The 20364-nt window shown below is 73.0% G+C and carries 18 protein-coding genes; 6 read left to right on the top strand and 12 right to left on the bottom strand.

The window, feature by feature from the left end:
• Positions 1 to 248: 248 nt before the first annotated feature.
• Positions 249 to 1673 (bottom strand): type I glutamate--ammonia ligase, encoded by a 1425-nt coding sequence (gene glnA / locus ACFYU9_RS10010; protein ID WP_389205468.1) that lies wholly within the window; start codon positions 1671 to 1673, stop codon positions 249 to 251.
• 235 nt (positions 1674 to 1908) lie between these two features.
• Here glnA and ACFYU9_RS10015 point away from each other — a divergent pair, with 235 nt between their 5' ends.
• Complete coding sequence (locus ACFYU9_RS10015) at positions 1909 to 2376, top strand: RDD family protein (RefSeq protein WP_389344045.1); 468 nt, start codon at positions 1909 to 1911, stop codon at positions 2374 to 2376.
• Between the two features lie 161 nt (positions 2377 to 2537).
• Here ACFYU9_RS10015 and ACFYU9_RS10020 read toward each other — a convergent pair whose 3' ends face one another.
• From ACFYU9_RS10020 to lipB, 4 genes are all read right to left on the bottom strand, one after another.
• Positions 2538 to 3251: a DUF4191 domain-containing protein gene (locus ACFYU9_RS10020; RefSeq protein WP_389205463.1), complete on the bottom strand. Its 714-nt coding sequence runs from the start codon at positions 3249 to 3251 to the stop codon at positions 2538 to 2540.
• A gap of 10 nt (positions 3252 to 3261) precedes the next feature.
• Positions 3262 to 3471 carry a hypothetical protein gene (locus ACFYU9_RS10025; RefSeq protein WP_389205461.1) on the bottom strand — a complete coding sequence of 70 codons (210 nt, stop codon included), beginning with the start codon at positions 3469 to 3471 and terminating at the stop codon, positions 3262 to 3264.
• A gap of 165 nt (positions 3472 to 3636) precedes the next feature.
• Positions 3637 to 4605, bottom strand: a complete 969-nt coding sequence (lipA, locus tag ACFYU9_RS10030; protein WP_389205459.1) for a lipoyl synthase — start codon at positions 4603 to 4605, stop codon at positions 3637 to 3639.
• Positions 4606 to 4706: 101 nt separating this feature from the next.
• The gene (lipB, locus tag ACFYU9_RS10035; protein ID WP_389205458.1) at positions 4707 to 5546 is read right to left on the bottom strand and encodes a lipoyl(octanoyl) transferase LipB; all 840 of its coding nucleotides are present in this window, start codon (positions 5544 to 5546) and stop codon (positions 4707 to 4709) included.
• Between the two features lie 312 nt (positions 5547 to 5858).
• On the opposite strand from lipB, the gene ACFYU9_RS10040 reads away from it, so the two are divergent.
• Positions 5859 to 7301 (top strand): regulator, encoded by a 1443-nt coding sequence (locus ACFYU9_RS10040; RefSeq protein ID WP_389344047.1) that lies wholly within the window; start codon positions 5859 to 5861, stop codon positions 7299 to 7301.
• 236 nt (positions 7302 to 7537) lie between these two features.
• Here the strand turns inward: ACFYU9_RS10040 and ACFYU9_RS10045 are convergent, their stop codons facing one another.
• Both ACFYU9_RS10045 and ACFYU9_RS10050 read right to left on the bottom strand, forming a co-directional pair.
• Positions 7538 to 8815, bottom strand: coding sequence for an FAD-dependent oxidoreductase (locus tag ACFYU9_RS10045; RefSeq protein WP_389344049.1), 1278 nt, complete (start codon positions 8813 to 8815; stop codon positions 7538 to 7540).
• Between the two features lie 212 nt (positions 8816 to 9027).
• A complete protein-coding gene (locus tag ACFYU9_RS10050; RefSeq protein WP_389344051.1) occupies positions 9028 to 9936 on the bottom strand; it encodes a TIGR01777 family oxidoreductase in 909 nt (302 codons plus the stop codon).
• 116 nt (positions 9937 to 10052) lie between these two features.
• On the opposite strand from ACFYU9_RS10050, the gene ACFYU9_RS10055 reads away from it, so the two are divergent.
• Complete coding sequence (locus ACFYU9_RS10055) at positions 10053 to 10571, top strand: GNAT family N-acetyltransferase (RefSeq protein ID WP_389344158.1); 519 nt, start codon at positions 10053 to 10055, stop codon at positions 10569 to 10571.
• On the opposite strand, the gene ACFYU9_RS10060 is transcribed toward ACFYU9_RS10055, so the two are convergent.
• Positions 10557 to 11222: a TetR/AcrR family transcriptional regulator gene (locus ACFYU9_RS10060; protein WP_389205448.1), complete on the bottom strand. Its 666-nt coding sequence runs from the start codon at positions 11220 to 11222 to the stop codon at positions 10557 to 10559. The two genes, ACFYU9_RS10055 and ACFYU9_RS10060, sit on opposite strands and share 15 nt — an antisense overlap.
• A 118-nt stretch (positions 11223 to 11340) precedes the next feature.
• On the opposite strand from ACFYU9_RS10060, the gene ACFYU9_RS10065 reads away from it, so the two are divergent.
• On the top strand, positions 11341 to 12153 hold the full coding sequence (locus ACFYU9_RS10065) for an SDR family NAD(P)-dependent oxidoreductase (protein WP_389205447.1): 813 nt from the start codon (positions 11341 to 11343) through the stop codon (positions 12151 to 12153).
• A gap of 76 nt (positions 12154 to 12229) precedes the next feature.
• Here ACFYU9_RS10065 and ACFYU9_RS10070 read toward each other — a convergent pair whose 3' ends face one another.
• Positions 12230 to 12751: a DUF4240 domain-containing protein gene (locus ACFYU9_RS10070; protein WP_389206703.1), complete on the bottom strand. Its 522-nt coding sequence runs from the start codon at positions 12749 to 12751 to the stop codon at positions 12230 to 12232.
• A gap of 99 nt (positions 12752 to 12850) precedes the next feature.
• On the opposite strand from ACFYU9_RS10070, the gene ACFYU9_RS10075 reads away from it, so the two are divergent.
• A complete protein-coding gene (locus ACFYU9_RS10075; RefSeq protein ID WP_389344053.1) occupies positions 12851 to 13843 on the top strand; it encodes an SDR family oxidoreductase in 993 nt (330 codons plus the stop codon).
• A 4-nt stretch (positions 13844 to 13847) separates the two neighbouring features.
• Here the strand turns inward: ACFYU9_RS10075 and ACFYU9_RS10080 are convergent, their stop codons facing one another.
• A complete protein-coding gene (locus ACFYU9_RS10080; protein ID WP_389344055.1) occupies positions 13848 to 14924 on the bottom strand; it encodes a helix-turn-helix transcriptional regulator in 1077 nt (358 codons plus the stop codon).
• Positions 14925 to 14984: 60 nt separating this feature from the next.
• Between ACFYU9_RS10080 and ACFYU9_RS10085 the strand changes: the two genes are divergently transcribed.
• Positions 14985 to 16511, top strand: a complete 1527-nt coding sequence (locus ACFYU9_RS10085; RefSeq protein ID WP_389344057.1) for a protein kinase — start codon at positions 14985 to 14987, stop codon at positions 16509 to 16511.
• 69 nt (positions 16512 to 16580) lie between these two features.
• On the opposite strand, the gene aceE is transcribed toward ACFYU9_RS10085, so the two are convergent.
• Both aceE and ACFYU9_RS10095 read right to left on the bottom strand, forming a co-directional pair.
• Complete coding sequence (gene aceE, locus ACFYU9_RS10090; RefSeq protein ID WP_389205440.1) at positions 16581 to 19283, bottom strand: pyruvate dehydrogenase (acetyl-transferring), homodimeric type; 2703 nt, start codon at positions 19281 to 19283, stop codon at positions 16581 to 16583.
• Positions 19284 to 19569: 286 nt separating this feature from the next.
• Positions 19570 to 20193, bottom strand: a complete 624-nt coding sequence (locus tag ACFYU9_RS10095) for a GntR family transcriptional regulator (RefSeq protein WP_389205438.1) — start codon at positions 20191 to 20193, stop codon at positions 19570 to 19572.
• Between the last annotated feature and the right edge of the window lie 171 nt (positions 20194 to 20364).

The following is a 20364-nucleotide window of genomic DNA, read 5'->3' on the forward strand; positions in this document are numbered from 1 at the left end:
GCCACTAGTCCCAGCGGAGCCCTGTGCTCCGGGTGTGGCGGCCACGACGACGACACGTTAGCGATCGGTCGCGGAGGGTGAAACCGGTACTCGTAGGTACCTACGAGAGTTCGTCACCTGTTCGCACTCCTGTCGCATACGGGCGGGCGAGCGGGCGAGCGGGCGAGCGGGCGGGCGGGCACACGGCGAAGGCCGCCACCCCGTGCGGGGCGGCGGCCTTCGGTGCGACTTCGGTGCGAATCCGCGGCTTAGAGGTCGAAGTAGAGCTCGAACTCGTGCGGGTGCGGGCGCAGCTGGATCGGCGCGATCTCGTTCGTGCGCTTGTAGTCGATCCAGGTCTCGATCAGGTCGGAGGTGAAGACGCCGCCGGCCTGCAGGTACTCGTTGTCCTCCTCCAGGGCGGTGAGGACGGCCTCGAGGTTGGTCGGGACCTGCGGGACGCTCGCGTGCTCCTCGGGGGCGAGCTCGTAGAGGTCCTTGTCGATCGGCTCCAGCGGCTCGATCTTGTTCTTGATGCCGTCGAGGCCCGCGAGGAGCAGCGCCGAGAAGGCGAGGTACGGGTTCGAGGACGGGTCCGGCGCGCGGAACTCGACGCGCTTGGCCTTCGGGTTCGAGCCCGTGATCGGGATGCGCATGGCGGCGGAGCGGTTGCGCTGCGAGTACACCATGTTGACCGGGGCCTCGAAGCCCGGGACCAGGCGGTGGTACGAGTTCACCGTCGGGTTGGTGAAGGCGAGCAGCGACGGGGCGTGCTTGAGGATGCCGCCGATGTAGTAGCGGGCGGTGTCCGAGAGGCCCGCGTAGCCCGTCTCGTCGTAGAACAGCGGGTCGCCGTTCGACCACAGCGACTGGTGGACGTGCATGCCCGAGCCGTTGTCGCCGAAGATCGGCTTCGGCATGAAGGTCGCGGTCTTGCCGTTGCGCCAGGCGACGTTCTTCACGATGTACTTGAAGAGCATCAGGTCGTCGGCCGCGGCGAGCAGCGTGTTGAACTTGTAGTTGATCTCGGCCTGGCCGGCGGTGCCGACCTCGTGGTGCTGGCGCTCGACCTGGAGGCCGACGTTCTCCAGCTCCAGGGAGATCTCGGAGCGCAGGTCGGCGAAGTGGTCGACCGGCGGGGCCGGGAAGTAGCCGCCCTTGTAGCGGACCTTGTAACCGCGGTTGTTCTCCTCCGCACCGGTGTTCCAGGCGCCGGCCTCGGAGTCGATGTGGTAGAAGCCCTGGTTCGCGGAGGTCTCGAAGCGCACCGAGTCGAAGACGTAGAACTCGGCCTCGGGGCCGAAGTACGCGGTGTCGGCGATGCCGGTGGAGGCGAGGTACGCCTCGGCCTTCTTCGCGATGTTGCGCGGGTCACGGCTGTACTGCTCGCCCGTGATCGGGTCGTGGATGAAGAAGTTGATGTTGAGCGTCTTGTCGCGGCGGAAGGGGTCCACGCGCGCCGTCGACAGGTCGGCGCGCAGCGCCATGTCGGACTCGTGGATGGCCTGGAAGCCGCGGATCGACGAACCGTCGAAGGCGAGCTCCTCCGCAGGGTCGAAGGCCGTGGCCGGGATCGTGAAGTGCTGCATCACGCCCGGGAGGTCGCAGAACCGGACGTCGACCATCTTGACGTCGTTGTCCTTGATGAACTTGTTGACCTCGTCGGCGTTCTGGAACCCGTGCTTCTCGGACATCCAACTCCTCCTACTCCCGGCCCGGGGAGGGGCGGGGTTGCAGCTCGGTCGTCGTGCGGCCAGTGCGGTGGCTCACGCTGGACCCGACCATAGGCAGGCGGCATTTCTCAAGCATGACCCATTTGTTTCGTCGAAGTTAACCGGGCCGGGGGCATCGCGAGGCCTTCCCGGCGGCCGCGCGCACCCCGCCCACCCAGGCCGAAGTGATCAAAAACGGGCGCAGTACCGTGGTCGGGTGGACAACAGGCAAGCACTCGGATCATGGCTCTCCGGCCCGCGCGCCGCGGCCGAAGAAGCGGGCGTGGACTTCGGCTACCGCGGGCAGCAGCTCGGTCTGCCCGAGGAGGGGCCCGGCTCGATCGCCCGCCCCGGCCGCCGGATCGGCGCCCTCGCCGTCGACTGGGCGCTCTGCATGCTGATCGCATACGGTCTCATCACCCATCACTACGGACAGTCGACCGGCAACTGGGCCGTGCTCATCCTGTTCGTGCTGAGCGCGCTGACCGTCGGCACCGTCGGTGCCACGCCCGGCAAGCTGCTCTTCCGCCTCCGCGTGGTCTCCGTGCGCGGCGGCCGGCTGAACCCGCTCCGCGGGGTGCTCCGCTCCGCCCTCGTCTGCCTCGCCCTCCCGGCGCTCATCTGGGACCGCGACGGGCGCGGCCTGCACGACCGCCTCTCCGGCGCCGTCCAGCTCCGCGTCTGACTCGTATACGACAGCCGCAAGGTCATCGCGCGACCGCCGTACGGCCGCCTCCGCACGACCGCCGTACGGCCTCCGCGCGTCGTGCGCACGACAGCGAAAGGCGCCCCGGACCGATCTGGTCCGGGGCGCCTTTCGCTGTCGTGCGCACGCGTCGCGCGGGCTCAGCGCATCTTTCCGCCGCGCGGCATCCGCATGCCCTTCGGCATCGGGCCCTTCGGCAGCGGCATGTTGCTCATCAGGTCGCCCATCGCCCGCAGCCGGTCGTTGGCCGCGGTCACCTGGGGGCCGGCGAGGACGCGCGGAAGCTTCAGCATCTTCGTGCGGACCTTCTTCAGCGGCACCTGGCCGGCGTCCTCGTCGTTGCCGACGACGATGTCGGTCACCGGCACGTCGACGACGATCCGGGCCATCTTCTTCTTCTCGGCCGCGAGCAGCGACTTCACCCGGTTCGGGTTGCCCTCGGCGACCAGGACGATGCCGGCCCGGCCGACCGCGCGGTGCACGACGTCCTGGCTGCGGTTCATCGCCACGGCCGGGGTCACGGTCCAGCCGCGCCCGACGTTCTGCAGGACCGCCGCGGCGGCGCCGGGCTGGCCCTCCATCTGGCCGAAGGCCGCCTTCTCGGCGCGCCGGCCGAAGACGATCGCCATCGCCAGGAACGCGAGGACGAAACCGAGGATGCCCAGGTAGACCGGGTGACCGATCGCGAAGCCGATTCCGAGGAGGACACCGAGTACGACGATGCCCACGCCCGCGACGACGAGCCCGACCTTGGGGTCGGCCTTCCGGGTCATCTTGTACGTGAGGGCGATCTGCTTCAGTCGCCCGGGGTTCGCGGCGGCGTCAGCGCCGCCCGTGTTTGCCTTCCTCGCCATGTCCAGAAGTCTACGTGGCCCGGGATGTGCGGCAGGCCACGGCCTCCATCACGTTTTGGGCCTCCACGCGGTCCTTCGCGTGCCGCCGGTCCTCCAGGACGGACGTCCAGGCGTTGCGCCGGGCGGTGCGGTGGCCACGGGCGAGGAGCAGGGTCTCGACGGCCCTGAGGGCGTCGGTGACGGAGGGGAGCGCGTGGGCTCGGATGTGCGCGGCCTGCATGGGCGTGTGCCTCCGTGAGCGCTTGGTGGCGATGAGTGAGTACAGCCTCACAGACTGGTGTTACCAGGACGTGACTCATCGGTCAAACACTGATGAAACGTTGATGGGGTCGTCCGTACGGCATACGGACGACCCCATCGCACGAGAGCGGACGGCTCGGGCGGCTCAGACCGCCTGGGTGGCGTTGTCGACCGCGCCGCGGCGCTCGATCGCCTGCTGGTACAGCCGGCCCGCGCGGTACGAGGAACGGACCAGCGGGCCCGACATCACACCGGAGAAGCCGATCTCCTCGGCCTCCTCCTTCAGCTCCACGAACTCGTCCGGCTTGACCCAGCGCTCCACGGGGTGGTGCCGGACCGACGGGCGCAGGTACTGCGTGATGGTGATGAGCTCGCAGCCCGCCTCGTGCAGCTGCTGGAGGGCCTCGCTGATCTCCTCGCGGGTCTCGCCCATGCCGAGGATCAGGTTGGACTTCGTGACCAGACCGTAGTCGCGGGCCTGGGTGATGACGTCGAGCGAGCGCTCGTAGCGGAAGCCGGGGCGGATCCGCTTGAAGATCCGCGGCACCGTCTCGACGTTGTGCGCGAAGACCTCGGGGCGGGAGTCGAAGACCTCCGCCAGGAGCTCCGGCACCGCGTTGAAGTCGGGCGCGAGCAGCTCGACCTTGGTGCGGCCGGCGGCGCGCTCGGCGGTCTGCTGGTGGATCTGGCGCACGGTCTCCGCGTACAGCCAGGCGCCGCCGTCCTCCAGGTCGTCGCGGGCGACGCCGGTGATGGTGGCGTAGTTCAGGTCCATCGTGACGACGGACTCGCCGACGCGGCGCGGCTCGTCACGGTCGAGGGCCTGCGGCTTGCCGGTGTCGATCTGGCAGAAGTCGCAGCGGCGGGTGCACTGGTCGCCGCCGATGAGGAAGGTCGCCTCGCGGTCCTCCCAGCACTCGAAGATGTTGGGACAGCCCGCCTCCTGGCAGACCGTGTGCAGGCCCTCGCTCTTCACGAGACCCTGGAGCTTGTTGTACTCCGGTCCCATCTTCGCCCGGGTCTTGATCCACTCGGGCTTGCGCTCGATGGGGGTCTGGCTGTTCCTGACCTCCAGGCGCAGCATCTTGCGTCCGTCGGGTGCGACTGCGGACACATCGGCTCCTGTAGCTTCGATTCTTCGGCGTACACCAGGGTACGCCCGTTGCTTCCTATGCCTTCACCGTTGGCCAACCCGTGGCCATGGGTGGGCATTCCTCAGGCCGAGGCCCGCTCCGTCTCCGGCGCGCGCTCCGGGGCGGGGGCCGCCTCGCGCTCGATCTCCCGCGGCTTCAGCTCCGCGTTCTCCAGGACGTCCTTCAGGTGCTTCTCGACGACCGGGAGCACGTCCTCGATCGTGATGTCCCGGCCCAGCTCGTTCGCGAGCGAGGCGACGCCCGCGTCGCGGATGCCGCACGGGATGATCCGGTCGAACCAGGTGTTGTCCGGGTTCACGTTGATGGCGAAGCCGTGCATCGTCACGCCCTTGGCGACCCGGATGCCGATGGCCGCGAGCTTGCGGTCCTCGCGGCGCTGGCCGGCGTTGGACGGGGCGTACTCCGGGCCGTTGAGCCGCGGGTCGAACTCCTCGTCGGTCAGCCGCGGGTCGAAGTCCAGCGACAGTCCGCCGAGCTTCGGCCGCTCCTCGACCGGGTCGCCGAGCACCCACACGCCGCTGCGGCCCTCGACCCGGGTGGTCTCCAGACCGAATTCGGCGGCGGTGCGGATCAGCGCCTCCTCCAGACGGCGGACGTGGGCCACGACGTCGACCGGGCGGGGCAGCTTCATGATCGGGTAGCCGACCAGCTGGCCGGGGCCGTGCCAGGTGATCTTGCCGCCGCGGTCGACGTCGACCACCGGCGTCCCGTCGAGCGGGCGCTCGCTCTCCTCGGTGCGCCGGCCCGCGGTGTAGACGGGCGGGTGCTCCAGGAGCAGACAGGTGTCCTCGATCTCGTCCGCGAAGCGGGCGGCGTGCACCTCGCGCTGCTTGTCCCACGCCACCCGGTACTCGACGGCGTCCGCGCCGAAGCCCAGACGGACGAATCGCAGCTCACTCACGGCAATGCCTCCTCCTGGGTGCCGGAGCCGGGTTCCGGGGATCGTCCCGGGGCGGGAGCCGGCTCGGCACCATGCGTCAATCGCGCCCATGCCACTGTACGGCGGTACGCCGGACGGTCCTCCGGCAGGTGCGTGAGGGTCCCTACGTCCGCTGCGTCAGCGACCAGCCAATCCTCACACGATCGGATGAATGTAGGGCGAAGGTGGCGGTAAGGGCGGCTGGTGCCGCTAAATTCACGCCGTTCCATGAGGGCCACGAGGGTCCGTACGGGCTGCCACCCCGGGCCCGGAAGGCAGGAGACCGCACAGCTGATGACGGAACGACCCTCGCAGCGCATGCCGAACCGCCAGCTTGCCGCGCTCATCGCCGAAGCGGGCTTCTCCAACGCCGGGCTCGCCAGACGCGTCGACCAGCTCGGCCTGGAGCACGGGCTCGACCTGCGGTACGACAAGACCTCGGTGACCCGCTGGCTGCGCGGCCAGCAGCCGCGCGGCACCACCCCCGCCCTGATCGCCGAGGTCTTCACCCGCCGCCTCGGCCGCCGGCTCTCCGCCCAGGACCTCGGGCTCGACGCCTGCGCGCCGGTCTACGCGGGCCTGGAGTTCGCGGCGACGCCCGAGGAGGCCGTGGACATCGTCAGCGGCCTGTGGCGCAAGGACTCCGGCAGCCACGCCGAGCTGCGGAAGATCGCCTTCACCCCGGCCGGGCTCGTCGTGCCCAGCCGCGACTGGCTGATCGGGCGGGCCGACGAGCGGGTGGCGCGCGGCGACGCGGGCGCCCCGGACCCGCGGGTGCCGCTGCAGGGGCGCTACAGCGTGCCCCGCCAGCGCGGTACGGAACGCGGCGCCGGGCAGCGGGTCTCCGCCGGCGACATCGCCGCGCTGCGCTCGGTCGGCGAGCTGTTCCGCACCCTCGACCACGCGTACGGCGGCGGGCACGCCCGGCAGGCCCTCGTCCGCTACCTGGAGCACGAGGCCGAGCCGATGCTGCGCGGCACGTACGGGGAGACCGTCGGGCGCCGGCTCTTCGGCGCCGTCGCCGACCTCACCCGGCTCGCCGGCTGGACCTCGTACGACATCGCCGCGCACGGCCTGGCCCAGCGGTACTTCGTCCAGGCGCTGCGGCTCGCCCAGGCGGCCGGGGACCGGGCCTACGGCTCGTACGTCCTCATCACCATGAGCCACCAGGCCGTCTACCTCGGCCACGGCCGCGAGGCCGTCCAGCTCGCCCGGGTCGCCCAGCAGGGCGTCGGCGCCGCCGCCCCGCCCGTCGTCCAGGCCCTGCTGCACTCCGTCGAGGCGCGCGGGCACGGCGTCCTCGGCGAGTCGCGCGCCTGCGGGGCCTCGCTCGCCCGCGCCGAACGCGCCCTGGAGGCCGCCCGGCCCGGCGACGAGGTGCCCTACTGGGCCCGCTCCTTCGACGAGGCGCAGCTCGCCGACGAGTTCGGCCACTGCCACCGCGACCTCCAGCAGTACCGCGCCGCCGCCCAGCACGCCGAACGCGCCCTCCAGCTCCGCGGCCCCGGCTTCGCCCGCAGCCGCCTCTTCTGCCGCGTCGTCCTCGCCTCCGCCCGGCTCGCCCTCGGCGAGCTGGACCAGGCGTGCGCGCTGGGCGCCGAGGCGGCCCAGCAGGCGTCCGAGATGCGCTCGGCCCGCGCGGTCGAGTACATCCGCGACTTCGAACGCCGCCTGGAGCCGTACCGTGACGCACCGGCGGCCCGGACGTACCGGGACAGGGTGGCGGCGCTGGGATGAGCGGCACGGGGGCGGCGCCGGCGCGCGGTGCGCCGCGCGCTACGCGGCTTCCGCGCGTCGTGGCGCGGGTGCGCACGGCGTTCGCCCCGTGCCGCTGTACGGCCCACCCGCCCCGTGCCGCGGGTGCGCACGGCGCGGCCCCGTGCCGCTAAGAGGCCACCCCGCCCCGTAGCCGCGGGTGCGTGCGGCGCCACCCCGCCCCCTGGCCGCGGGTGCGCGCGCCGCCGCCCCGCCCGCTACGCGGCCTCCACGCCCCGCGCCGTGCTCCCCGTACCCACGCCCAGGTCCGCCAGCAGCGCCGTCGCCGCCCGGCGTGCCGTCGCCAGCGCGCCCGTCGGGGTGCCCGTGCCGCGGTGGTCGCCGCACACGTAGAGGCCGGCGAGGAGGCGGACGGGGCGCTCCGGGTCGAAGGGCGGGCGCATGAGGGGGAAGGCGTGCGGGGTGTGGTGGAGCGCGAGGAGCTCCCAGTCGTCCGTCGATACGCCGTAGAGCGTGGCCAGGTGCTTGCGGACGCGGCGCTCGGTGTCGTCGTCGGCCGGCGGGCCGCCGAGGACCGTCGAGGTGACGAGGACGCGGCCGGCGGGGGCCCGGGACGGGTCGACGGTGCTCATCACGGCGGTGTGGGCGACGGGGCCGGCCACGTCGGACTCCAGGAGCAGCACGGGATCGGCGGCCGGCGCGAGCGGCGCGGTGTGGTGCAGGACGGTCGCCGCGCGGTAGTCGGGCACGCACAGGCCCGGCACGAGCTCCGCCGCCGTCCGCCCGCCGGTCGCGACCACCACGGCGCGACAGCGGAAGACGCCGTGCTCCGCCGTCGTCACGCGCGAGATGGACGCCTCCGTGACCTGTACGCCGGTACGCACCGAGCCGGGCGGCAGCGCCGCCGCCAGCCGCTCCGCCAGCGCGCCCGAACCGCCCTCCGGCACGCCGAGCCGGCCCCGCGCGAAGGAGCGCAGCGCGAGGTCGGCGCGGCGGCTGGAGGTCGTCAGGTCCAGATCGCCGAGCAGCGCGGCGAGCAGCGGGCGGAGCACGCCCTGGACGGTGCGGCCGGGCAGCCGGGCGGTGAGCGCCTCGCGGGCGGTCCGCTCGGTGCGGGTGAGGAGCCGCTGGGCGGGCGTCGTGGCCAGCCGCACCAGGGACGCGCCGAGCCGCGCCTGGTCGAGCGAGACGGCCGGGTTGCGCGGGGCGCCGGCCAGCGCCCGCGCCACGCCGCGGGCCCCCCGTGGACTCCAGGGCGCGTGCGGCGCCCCCCACCTCCCGTACCGCCCGTCGCTGTGGACGAGGACCCCAGGGGCGAACGGGCGCAGCGGTACGCCCGCCGCCTCCGGTGCGGTGAACAGCGGGCCGACCCGGTCGAGCCGGAAGCCGTCCACGGTGTCGGTCGCCATCCGGCCGCCGACCCCCGGCTCGGCCTCCAGGACCGTGACCGAGAGCCCGGCCCCGCTCAGCTGATGAGCCGTCGCGAGACCCGCGATCCCGGCTCCCACGACGACGACGTCCGCGTTGTCGAGCACGTGCCCCTCCCCAGGTCGGTCGCTTCGTGTGGGGGCCTATGCCCCCAACACGCCCCCGGAATGCCAGAGTTCGCAAGAGACTAGGCAGCGCTCCCACGCGGGGAAGCCGCGCGTGCCCGGCGTGCACGCAGCACGGGGGAGCGCACGCCCCGGGCGCGCGCACGGACGCACACCACCCGGCCGGAACCGAACGCCCGCCGCGACCAGCGACGTCAGCGGGCGGCGGCCCGCACCGCCTCGTCGATCGTCGGGAAGGCGAAGTCGAAGCCGGACTCCAGCAGCCGCCCCGGCAGCACCCGCTGACTGCCGAGCACGTCCCCGGCGAACTCCCCGAGCGCCAACCGCAGCGCCGCCGCGGGCACGTGGCAGACCGTCGGACGCCGCAGCACCCGCCCCATCGCCGCCGTCACCTCGCGGTTGGTGACCGGCTCGGGCGCGGTCAGGTTCACCGGCCCGGCCAGCGAGGGCGTGTCGAGGACGTGCCGCAGCGCGGCCACCTCGTCGTGCAGCGCGATGAAGCTCCAGTACTGGCGGCCGTCGCCCATCCGCCCGCCGATCCCGGCCCGGAAGACCGGGAAGAGCCGCCCCCAGGCCCCGCCCTCACGGGCCACCACCAGGCCGGTGCGGGCGTACGCCACCCGGATCCCGGCCGCCTCGGCCGGCGCGGCCGCGGCCTCCCACTCCACGCACACCGACGGCAGGAAGCCCTCGCCCGCGGGCGCGCTCTCGTCCACGGCCCGGCTGCCGGTGTCGCCGTAGTAGCCGAGCGCCGTGCCGCAGACCAGCACCGCGGGCGGCTCGGCGAGCGAGGCGAGCGCCTCGGCGACCGCCCGGGTGCCGAGCACCCGGCTGTCCCGGATCTCCTTCTTGTACGCCTCGCTCCAGCGCCGCTCGCCGACGCCCGCGCCCGCCAGGTGCACCACCGCGTCGACGCCGGCCAGGCCGGCCGCGTCCACGTAAAGCCTGGCCGGATCCCACTCCACCTCGTCGGCGCGGCCGGCCGGCCGGCGCACCAGCCGCAGCACCTCGTGGCCGTCGGCGCGCAGGGAGCGCACGAGGGCGGAACCGATGAGTCCGGACGCGCCGGTGACGGCGATGCGCTGACGAGCCTGTCGCTTCATACGGCCATCCTGCCCCCACCGGCCCGGGCCGTGGCACAGTGGCCCGCATGATCGCGCCGGAGAATCCGCAGCACCCGGAGACACCCCGAGATCCGGAGATACCCCGAGATCCCGAGATGCCGCAGCACCCGGAAGCGCCCCGGCGGGGCGGGATCCGCGTCCGCGCCGCCACGGCCGCCGACGAGCCCGTGCTCGCCGCCCTCGACCGGGCCGTCTGGTCGCCGCTGCACGCCGTGCTCCCGGCGCCCGGGCCCGGCGAACCCTTCTTCGGCGAGGGGCACCCGCCCGAGCACTACCAGGTCGCGGAGGACCGGGGAACGGTGGTCGGCTACGTCCGGACCGTCCCGCCCACCCCGCTGTCCTGCAACGCCCACGTCCGCCAGATCCAGGGCCTCGCCGTCGCGTCCGCCGCTCGCGGCCGCGGGGTCGCCCGCCTCCTGGTGCGCGCCGCGATGGACCGGGCCCGCGCCGAGGGCGCCCGCCGCATCACCCTGCGGGTCCTCGGGCACAACGCCCCGGCCCGCGCGCTCTACGCGACCGAGGGCTTCACGGTCGAGGGCGTGCTGCCGGGCGAGTTCCTCCTGGACGGCGGATACGTGGACGACGTCCTGATGGGCCGCTCACTGCTCGGCTGACGCCGCGTCCGGCGCGAGCAGCCGCATGCCGCCCATGAGTTCGCGCAGGCACCGCACCGCGAGCTCGGCCGGCGCGCCCGCGCCCCGCAGCGGCGCGTCCGTCTCGGCCCAGGTCTCCAGGGCGAGCCGGATCGCGTCGGTGGCCGCGGCGGCGGCGAGCCGCAGTTCGAGCGGGTCCGCGCCGGGGCCGGCGAGCCGGGCGAGGACCTCGCGCAGCCGGTCCTCGGACTCCTGGTTGACCCGGTACCAGACGGCCCGCAGGGCGGGGTCGTGGTCGGCCGCGCGCAGCAGCCCGCGGGTCCAGCGCAGTCCTTCCTCGGCCTCCGCGCCCTCGGCGGCGAGCGACTCGGCGATGGACCGCTCCAGGGCGGTGGGCAGCGTGGTGCCGGGTCCGGTCGCGGCGAGGGCGTCCCGCCAGCGGTCGGCGCCGCCCGCGAGCAGCGGGGCGACGGCGTCCTGCTTGGAGCGGAAGTAGCGGTAGAAGGTGCGCAGCGCGACGCCGGCCCGCTGGGCGATGTCCTCGGCGGTGGTGTCGTCGGGCCCGCGCTCGGTGAACAGCTCGGCCGCCGCGCGGGCGATGTCGAGCTGGGTGGCGGCCTTGCGGCGCTCGGTCAGCGTCAGCGATCGGGGCGATCGGGGCTTCGTGCTCACCGACCCAGCGTACGCCCGCGACTGCCATGAGTGCACGTCGCGCAGGTGTGGCAAAACGTGCCACTTAGGCGTACGGTGGCCATACCCCCGGAAAGCTCGACATCGAGAGGTTGCCGTCATGAACGAGCCGAACCAGCCCACCCAGCTGACCCGCTACGAAGGACGCCGCGCGCTCGTCACCGGCGGTGGCTCCGGCATCGGCCAGGCCACCGTGCTCCGCATGCTCGCGGAGGGCGGCCGGGTCGTCGCCGCCGACATCAGCGAGGCCGGCCTCAAGGACACGATCGCCAAGGCCGGCGCCGCCGCCGACCGCCTCACCACCCTCGTCGTCGACATCGGCGACGAGACCTCCGTACGCGAGGGCGTCGCCGCCGCCGTCGAGGCCCTCGGCGGCCTGGACGTGCTGGTCAACGCGGCCGGCATCCTGCGCTCCTCGCACACCCACGAGACCAGCCTCGACGCCTTCGAGCAGGTCGTCCGCGTCAACCTCACGGGCACGTTCCTGATGATCCGCGAGGCGATCCCGGCGCTCCTGGAGGGCAACGGCTCCGCCGTCGTCAACTTCTCCTCCACCTCCGCGATGTTCGCCCACCCGTACATGGCGGCCTACGCGGCCAGCAAGGGCGGCATCCAGTCCATGACCCACGCGCTCGCCGCCGAGTACGCCAAGCAGGGCATCCGCTTCACCGCCGTGCAGCCCGGCTCCATCTCCTCCGGCATGACCGACGGCTCCGGCGCCTCCAAGCAGTCCATGGGCCCCGGCCTGCCCGAGGACACCGACTGGTCCCTCTTCGCCAAGCTCGCCCCCGCCCTCGGCCAGGGCTTCGCCGGCCCGGAGACGGTCGCCGGCGTCGTCGCGATGCTCGCGAGCGAGGACGGCCGGTTCATCACCGGCACCGAGATCCGCATCGACGGCGGAACTCACTTCTGATCCCCGCGGCCCCCTGAGCGCCCGCGAAGGCGCTCAGGGCCATGGACCGGTCCGGTTCGGCTCCGGCCCCCCTCCGTTATCCGGGGCCGAACCGGGCCCACAGCCGCGGGAAGCGGGCCGCGAGCACGCCGTCGTCGTCCAGGTCGAAGGGCGTGCCCAGCGGCTCCGGCGGCTGCGGCGGAATGCCCAGGTCCGGTGCCTCGGCGCCGGTCAGCCGCTCGTACGCCTCGTCCGCCGAGAAGCCGAGCTCCTCGCCGTCCCCGTCGATCTCCTCGTCGAAGTCCACGAGCAGCTCCGCCAGCGCGTCCGGCTCGTGCACCGCACCCTCGAAGACCTCCCGGCCCTGGCCGATCAGCCAGCAGCGGAAGTAGTCGAAGGAGTCGTCGCCCGCCCCGCCGAGCAGGACGGCCGCCGCACCCCACAGCTCCCAGGTGTACGCCCGGTTGTAGCGGGCCTCGAAATGGCGGGCGAAGTCGAGGACCGAGTCCGGGTCCAGCTCCGTCAGCCGGTCCACGAGCAGGTCGGCATGCTCCTCCGGGTCGCCTTCCGCGCGCTCCCGGGTGGAGTCGATGATCGCCCAGAACTCCGTCTCGTCCATCACGGGACAAGCATCGTGGGTCACGCGGTGCGACGCACCCGGAAACGGCTGAAATCAATCCGGACAGGAGATGTCGTCTTTCCCTGTCAGGCTGCCCGCATGATCAACGAGACGACCCATGAGACCCTCCATGAGACCTCCCGTGAGACCCCCCGCGGGACGACCCGTGAGGGCGCGCCCCTTGCCGGCCGCATCGCCCTCGTCGCCGGCGCCACCCGGGGCGCCGGGCGCGCCATCGCCGTCCAGCTCGGCGCCGCCGGAGCCACCGTGTACGTCACCGGGCGCACCACCCGCGACCGCCTCAGCGAGGTCGGCCGCGGCACCGAGACCATCGAGGAGACCGCGGAGCTCGTGACGGCCGCGGGCGGCACGGGCATCGCCGTCCCCACCGACCACCTGGAACCCGAGCAGGTCCGCGCCCTCGTCGACCGCGTCGACCGCGAGCAGGACGGCCGGCTCGACGTCCTCGTCAACGACGTGTGGGGCGGCGAGCACCTCATCGGCGCGTCCTTCGGCAAGAAGACCTGGGAGATCGGCCTCGCCGACGGCCTCAGGATGCTCGAACTCGGCGTGAAGACGCACCTGATCACCTCCCACGCCGTCCTGCCGCTGCTCACCCGCCGGCCCGGCGGACTCGTCGTCGAGATCACCGACGGCACCACCGCGTACAACGCCACCCGCTTCCGCGAGAACCTCTTCTACGACCTCGCCAAGAACGCCCCCATCCGGATGGCCTTCGGCCTCGCGAAGGAGCTGGCCGCCGCGGGCGGCACCGCCGTCTCCGTCAGCCCCGGCTGGCTGCGCTCCGAGCAGATGCTCGCGACCTTCGGCGTCACCGAGGCCACCTGGCGCGACGCGACCGCGAAGGTGCCCGACTTCGCCGTCTCCGAGTCGCCGGTGTACGTGGGCCGGGCCGTCGCCGCGCTCGCCGCCGACCCCGGCCGGGCGCGCTGGAACGGGCAGTCCCTGGACAGCGGCCGGCTCGCCAGGGAGTACGGCTTCACGGACGCGGACGGGTCGCGGCCGGACTCGTGGGGCTTCCTGCTCGCGAAGGAGGCCGACCCGGCCGTACGGGCCGAGGACTACCGGTAGAGCCTCAGCCGTAGAGCCCGGCGAGGCCCCGCGCGGCCTCCGCGAACCGCTCGCGGAGCGCCGCCGGGGCCAGCACCTCGACCTCGGGACCGAGCCCGAGCAGCTGCGAGAAGGCGACCTCCTCGCTCTCCACGGCGAGCGTCACCCGCCACCGTCCGCCCCCGCCCGCCCCGCCCGCCCCGCCCGCACCGGCTTCGTTCACCCCGGCCGTCCCGCCTGCCCCGCCCGCCCCGTCCACCCCTGCCGCACCGTGTGCCCCGGCCGCCGCACCGTCTTCGTGCACCCCGGCCGCGAGCGCCGCCTCCGCCGCCGCCCGGTCCGTGACGTACGGCAGTCGCCGCGCCCCCGCCGCCGTGAGCCGCAGCTCCACCTCGGCCCGCAGGATCGAACGCGCGAACTCCGCCGAGCGCTCCGTCCAGAACGCCGCCAGGTCGAACCCCGGGTCCCGCTCGAACCGCTCCTCCTCCACGGCCACCTCGGCGAACCGGTCCACCCGGTAGGTCCGGAACGAGCCGCCCGCGCGGGCGCACACGTACCAGACGCCGGCCTTCAGGACGAGCCCGTACGGCTGGAGCTCGCGCGCCACCTCCGCACCGTCCCCGCGCCGGTAGCGGGCCCGCACCGGGCGGTCGTCCCACACCGCGTCCGCGAGCGGCGCGAGCAGCTCCGGCGTCTGCGGCTCCTGGTACCAGGCCGGCGCGTCCAGATGGAACCGCCGCCCCGCCGCCTCCGGCGCGTCCCGCAGCGACGGCAGCAGCGCCGCCGACACCTTGAGCCGCGCCGCCGAGGCCGCGTCCGCGAGCCCCATGTCCCGCAGCGCCTGCGGCAGCCCGGACAGGAACAGGGCCTCCGCCTCCCCGCGCGCGAGCCCGGTCAGCCGCGTCCGGTACCCGCCGACCAGCCGGTAGCCCCCGGCCCGCCCCCGGTCCGCGTACACCGGAACCCCGGCCTCCGACAGCGCGAGCGCGTCCCGCGTGATCGTCCGCTCGGACACCTCCAGCTCGGCGGCGAGTTCGGCGGCCGTCATCGACGGCCGGGACTGGAGCAGAAGCACCAATTTGATGAGACGAGCGGCACGCATGGGGCAAGACTGCCATCCATACTGTGGCCCTGGAGGCGGACGACCACGGGGGGAGCGGCGATGCGGCAGGGCGCGTTACTCGAAGGCCGGTACGAACTGACGGGCAGCCTCGGCCAGGGCGGGATGGGCGAGGTCTGGGCCGCCCGCGACCAGAAGATGCAGCGCGAGGTGGCGGTCAAGTTCGTCAGCCGGACCGCGCGGGACGAGACGCTCCTCCTGCGCTTCCGCCGCGAGATCCGTGCCGCCGCGCAGCTGCCCGGCCGGTACACGGCCGTCGCCCATGACTGGGGCGCCGCCGAGATCGACGGCGTGCACATGCTCTACATGGTGATGGAGCGACTTCCCGGGCCCACGCTCCAGGAGGCCGTCAAGGCGGAGCGCCCGCGCTGGCGGACGGCCGTCTCCTGGGCACGGCAGGTGGCCGCGGCCCTCGACGGGGCCCACCGGCGCGGCATCGTCCACCGGGACGTCAAGCCCAACAACGTGATGTTCACCGAGGAGGGCGAGCTGAAGGTCCTCGACTTCGGCATCGCCAAGTTCTTCGGCGACACGCTCAGGGAAGGCGGCCTCACCCTCACCGGCCTTCCGCTGGGCACCCCCGCCTACATGTCGCCCGAGCAGGCCAAGGGCGTCCGCACCGTCGACCACCGCAGTGACCTCTACTCGCTGGGCGCGCTGCTGTACTTCCTGCTCACCGGCCGGGCGCCCGTCACCGGCGACAACGCGTGGGCGATCACGTACCAGGTGATCCAGGGCGAGATCCGCCCCGTCCACGAGCTCGTGCCCGAGATCCCGCACGAGCTCGCCGCGCTCGTCATGGAGCTCCTCGCCCGCGAGGCGGACGACCGGCCGGCCTCCGCGACGGTGGTCCTCAAGCGGCTCGACGGTTTCGGTGCCCCGGCCGCCGACCGGCTCCTCGACGACGCGCAGGCCTTCGCGGCCGAGCTGCGGGCCCGGACCGAGCGGGAGGTGGCGGCCGTACGCGCCGCGGCGCAGCGGGACGCCCAGCAGCTGCGCGAGCGTGCCGACCTCCTCTTCGAGGAGACCCGGACCAAGGCCGCCCAGGCCGCCATGGATTTCGAGACCAACCTGGCCAAGCGCCGCCAGCAGGCGGAGCGCGACCTGGCCGCCCGCCAGGCGAAGGCCGAGAAGCGGCTCGCCGAGATCGAGCACCGGGCCGAGGAGCTGCGCCTGGAGGCCGAGAAGCTGCGGACGGACGCGGAGCGCAGGGCCCGCACGATCGTGAACGAAGCGACGGCGCGGGCCGCCGAGCAGGAGGCGGCGACGGAGGGCGTGCGGGTCCGGCTGCACGAGGTCCGCGCGGAGATCACCGAGACCCTGGACCGCAGCATGTACCAGCCGGTCGACGCCCTCGGCGAGCAGCGGGCCCGCATCATCGGCCAGCTGACCGAGCTGGCCGAGATCCTGTCCACCCTGCCCGACCCGGCCTTTGCCGCCCGGCAGGGCGCGGACCCGCGCCAGGGCATGGACCTGGCGCAGGGCATCGACAGGCGTCTGGGGCAGGGCGCACAGCAGGACGTGTGGCCTGACCTTCAGCAGGAGGCGTGGCAGGGCCGACAGCAGTGAAGGGCCGCCGGTCCGTACGCGCGGGCGTACGGGCCGACGGCCCCTCGGACAAGCCGGTCGGGTGCGGCCTTACAGGCCGTACCGCTCCCGCGCCTCCTTCACCGACGTCGCCTGGACCTCGCCGCGGCGGGCGAGCTGGGCCAGGGCGGCGACGACGATCGACTGGGCGTCGACGCCGAAGTGGCGGCGGGCGGCCGCGCGGGTGTCGGACAGGCCGAAGCCGTCCGCGCCGAGCGAGCTGTAGTCCTGCTCGACCCACTGCGCGATCTGGTCCGGGACCTGGCGCATGTAGTCGGAGACGGCCAGGACGGGCGAGTCGACGCCCTCCAGGGCCTGGCGGACGAACGGCACCCGCTCCTCGCCGCGCAGCAGGGCCGCGTCGGCCTCCAGCGCGTCACGGCGCAGCTCGTTCCAGGAGGTGGCGGACCACACGTCGGCGGCCACGCCCCACTCGGCGGCGAGCAGCTGCTGGGCCTCCAGGGCCCAGTGGATCGCCGTGCCGGAGGCGAGCAGCTGGATGCGGGAGGCGTTCGCGGGCAGCTCCAGGCCGGCCGACTCGGCCGTGTTGAAGCGGTAGAGGCCCTTGATGATGCCCTCGTCGACGCCCGCGTGGCCCGGCTTGGCCGGCTGCGGCATGGGCTCGTTGTAGACGGTGAGGTAGTAGAAGACGTTCTGGTCCTCGCCCTCGGCCGCCTCGCCGTACATGCGGCGCAGGCCCTCCTTGACGATGGCCGCGACCTCGTAGGCGAACGCCGGGTCGTAGGTCAGCGCCGCCGGGTTGGTGGCCGCGATGACGGGCGAGTGGCCGTCGGCGTGCTGCAGGCCCTCACCGGTCAGGGTGGTGCGGCCGGCGGTCGCGCCGACGAGGAAGCCGCGGCCGAGCTGGTCGCCGAGCTGCCACATCTGGTCGGCGGTCCGCTGCCAGCCGAACATCGAGTAGAAGATGTAGAACGGGATCATGGCCTCGCCGTGCGTCGAGTACGCGGTCGACGCGGCGATGAAGTCGGCCATCGAGCCGGCCTCGGTGATGCCCTCGTTCAGGATCTGGCCGTTGACGGCCTCCTTGTAGTACATCAGCTGGTCGCGGTCGACAGGCTCGTACGTCTGGCCCTTCGGCGAGTAGATGCCGAGCGACGGGAACAGCGACTCCATGCCGAAGGTACGGGCCTCGTCCGGGACGATCGGGACCCAGCGCTTGCCGGTCTCCTTGTCGCGGACCAGGTCCTTGATCAGACGCACGAACGCCATCGTGGTGGCGACGTTCTGCGAGCCGGAGCCCTTGTCGAAGGAGGCGAAGGTCTTGTCGGCCGGGGCCGGCAGCGGGGCGACCGGGTGGACGCGGCGGGCCGGGGCGGGGCCGCCGAGGGCCGCGCGGCGCTCTTGGAGGTAGCGGACCTCGGCCGAGTCGGCGCCCGGGTGGCCGTAGGGGACCACGCCGTCGACGAACTGCGCGTCCGAGATCGGCAGGTCGAGCAGATCGCGCATCTGCTTGAACTCGTCCGACGTCAGCTTCTTCATCTGGTGGTTCGCGTTCTTCGACGCGAAGCCCTCACCGAGGGTGAAGCCCTTGACGGTCTGCGCCAGGATGACGGTCGGCGCGCCCTTGAACTCCAGGGCCGCCTTGTACGCGGCGTACACCTTGCGCGGCTCGTGGCCACCACGGGAGAGGTGGAAGCACTCGAGGATCTTGTCGTCGGACAGCAGCTGCGCCATCGCGACGAGCGCCGGGTCCTTGCCGAAGAAGTCCTGGCGGATGTAGGCGGCGTCGCGGGTCTGGTACGTCTGGACCTGCGCGTCCGGGACCTCGCGGAGGCGGCGGACCAGGGCGCCGGTGGTGTCGAGCGCGAACAGCTCGTCCCAGGCGTTGCCCCACAGGGTCTTGACGACGTTCCAGCCGGCGCCGCGGAACTGGGCCTCCAGCTCCTGCACGATCTTGAAGTTGGCGCGGACCGGGCCGTCGAGGCGCTGCAGGTTGCAGTTGATGACGAAGGTCAGGTTGTCCAGACCCTCGCGGGCGGCGAGCGCGAGGGCCGCCGTCGACTCGGGCTCGTCCATCTCGCCGTCACCGAGGAAGGCCCACACGTGGGAGGCGGAGACGTCCTTGATGGCGCGGTTGGTCAGGTAGCGGTTGAAGCGCGCCTGGTAGATCGCGGAGAGCGGGCCGAGGCCCATGGAGACGGTGGGGAACTCCCACAGCCAGGGGAGGCGGCGCGGGTGCGGGTAGGAGGGCAGGCCGTCGCCGCCGGACTCCTGCCGGAAGTTGTCGAGGTGCGACTCGTTCAGGCGGCCGTCGAGGAAGGCGCGGGCGTAGATGCCGGGGGAGGCGTGGCCCTGGATGTAGAGCTGGTCGCCGGAGCCGTCCCCCTCCTTGCCGCGGAAGAAGTGGTTGAAGCCGGTCTCGTAGAGCCAGGCCGCGGAGGCGAAGGTGGCGATGTGGCCGCCGACGCCGTGCTTGGCGCCGCGGGTGACCATCGCGGCCGCGTTCCAGCGGTTCCACGCGGTGATCTTCCGCTCCATCTCCTCGTCGCCGTCGATGACCGGCTCGGCGGAGGTGGGGATGGTGTTGAGGTAGTCCGTCTCCAGGAGCTTCGGCAGGGCGAGGCCCGCCGTGTCGGCGTGCTGGAGGGTGCGGCGCATCAGGTAGGCGGCCCGGTGGGGGCCGGCGGCCTTGGTGACGGCGTCGAGGGAGGCCGCCCACTCGGCGGTCTCCTCGGTGTCACGGTCCGGGAGCTGGTCGAGCTCGCTCGGAATCTTGCCTACGGGATCGGTCATGATCGCCGCCTTCCGGACAGATGGGGGTGGAGATAAAGGGGCCTTGTCTGGCAGGACCGGGCCGTGGGCCGGGGTACGGCCCGCCGAAGACTGTAAGCCGCCGATCGATGATCGATCAAAGTGTTCATGGGAAAAACTTTCCCTGAACGTCAAAGTAGGCACAGGGTGCCGCGAAAATGGGCACCGGGTGCCTTGTTTTCGCAGGTGAGCCCACTGATGAGGCCCTCTACGCACGAATGAGCGGGCCCGTCGGACACGGACCCGCTCATCTCCCCGCGTGGCCGGATCACGCCCTCGGCGCGCACCCGAGGACATGCGCCTTCACCAGCGCCCCGATGTTCGGGTCGCCCCGGCGGAACGCCTCCACCAGCTCCTGGTGCTCCTCCGCGTACGACTTCTGCACCGTGCCCAGCCAGCGGATCGACAGCGCCGTGAACACCTCGATGCCCAGGCCCTCCCAGGTGTGGAGCAGCACGCTGTTGCCGGCCGCCTTCACGAGCTCCCGGTGGAAGGCCACCGTGTGCCGCACCTGCGCCGTGCCGTCCGAGGCCGCGTCCGCCTCGTACAGCGCCGCCACGTGCGGCTCCAGGGCCGAGCAGTCGCTCGCGAGCCGGCCGGCCGCCAACTCCGCCGCGATCTGCTCCAGGCCCGCCCGGACGGGGTAGCTCTCCTCCAGGTCCGCCGCGGTGAGGTTGCGCACCCGGACGCCCTTGTTGGGCGCCGACTCGATCAGCCGCAGCGACTCCAGCTCCCGCAGCGCCTCGCGCACCGGGGTCTGCGAGACCTCCAGCTCCGTCGCGATCCGCCGCTCCACGATGCGCTCGCCCGGCTTCCAGCGGCCGCTGACGATGCCCTCCACGATGTGCTCGCGGATCTGCTCGCGCAGCGAATGGACGACGGGCATGGTCATGGGGGCAGCTCCAATAAAAGGGTGCGGCCCGAAGGGCCGCCACCAGGGGCGGCGGTCGGGCGACGGGAGGGCTCGACACCTAGACAATACGGCGGCGCCCCCGCCCGGAAACACATCCGGGCGGGGGCGCCGCTGGTGAGGCTTGTTACGTTGCCAAGCGGCAGCGTGTCC

The sequence above is a fragment of the Streptomyces sp. NPDC004327 genome, from assembly GCF_042873935.1.
Taxonomy (GTDB): domain Bacteria; phylum Actinomycetota; class Actinomycetes; order Streptomycetales; family Streptomycetaceae; genus Streptomyces.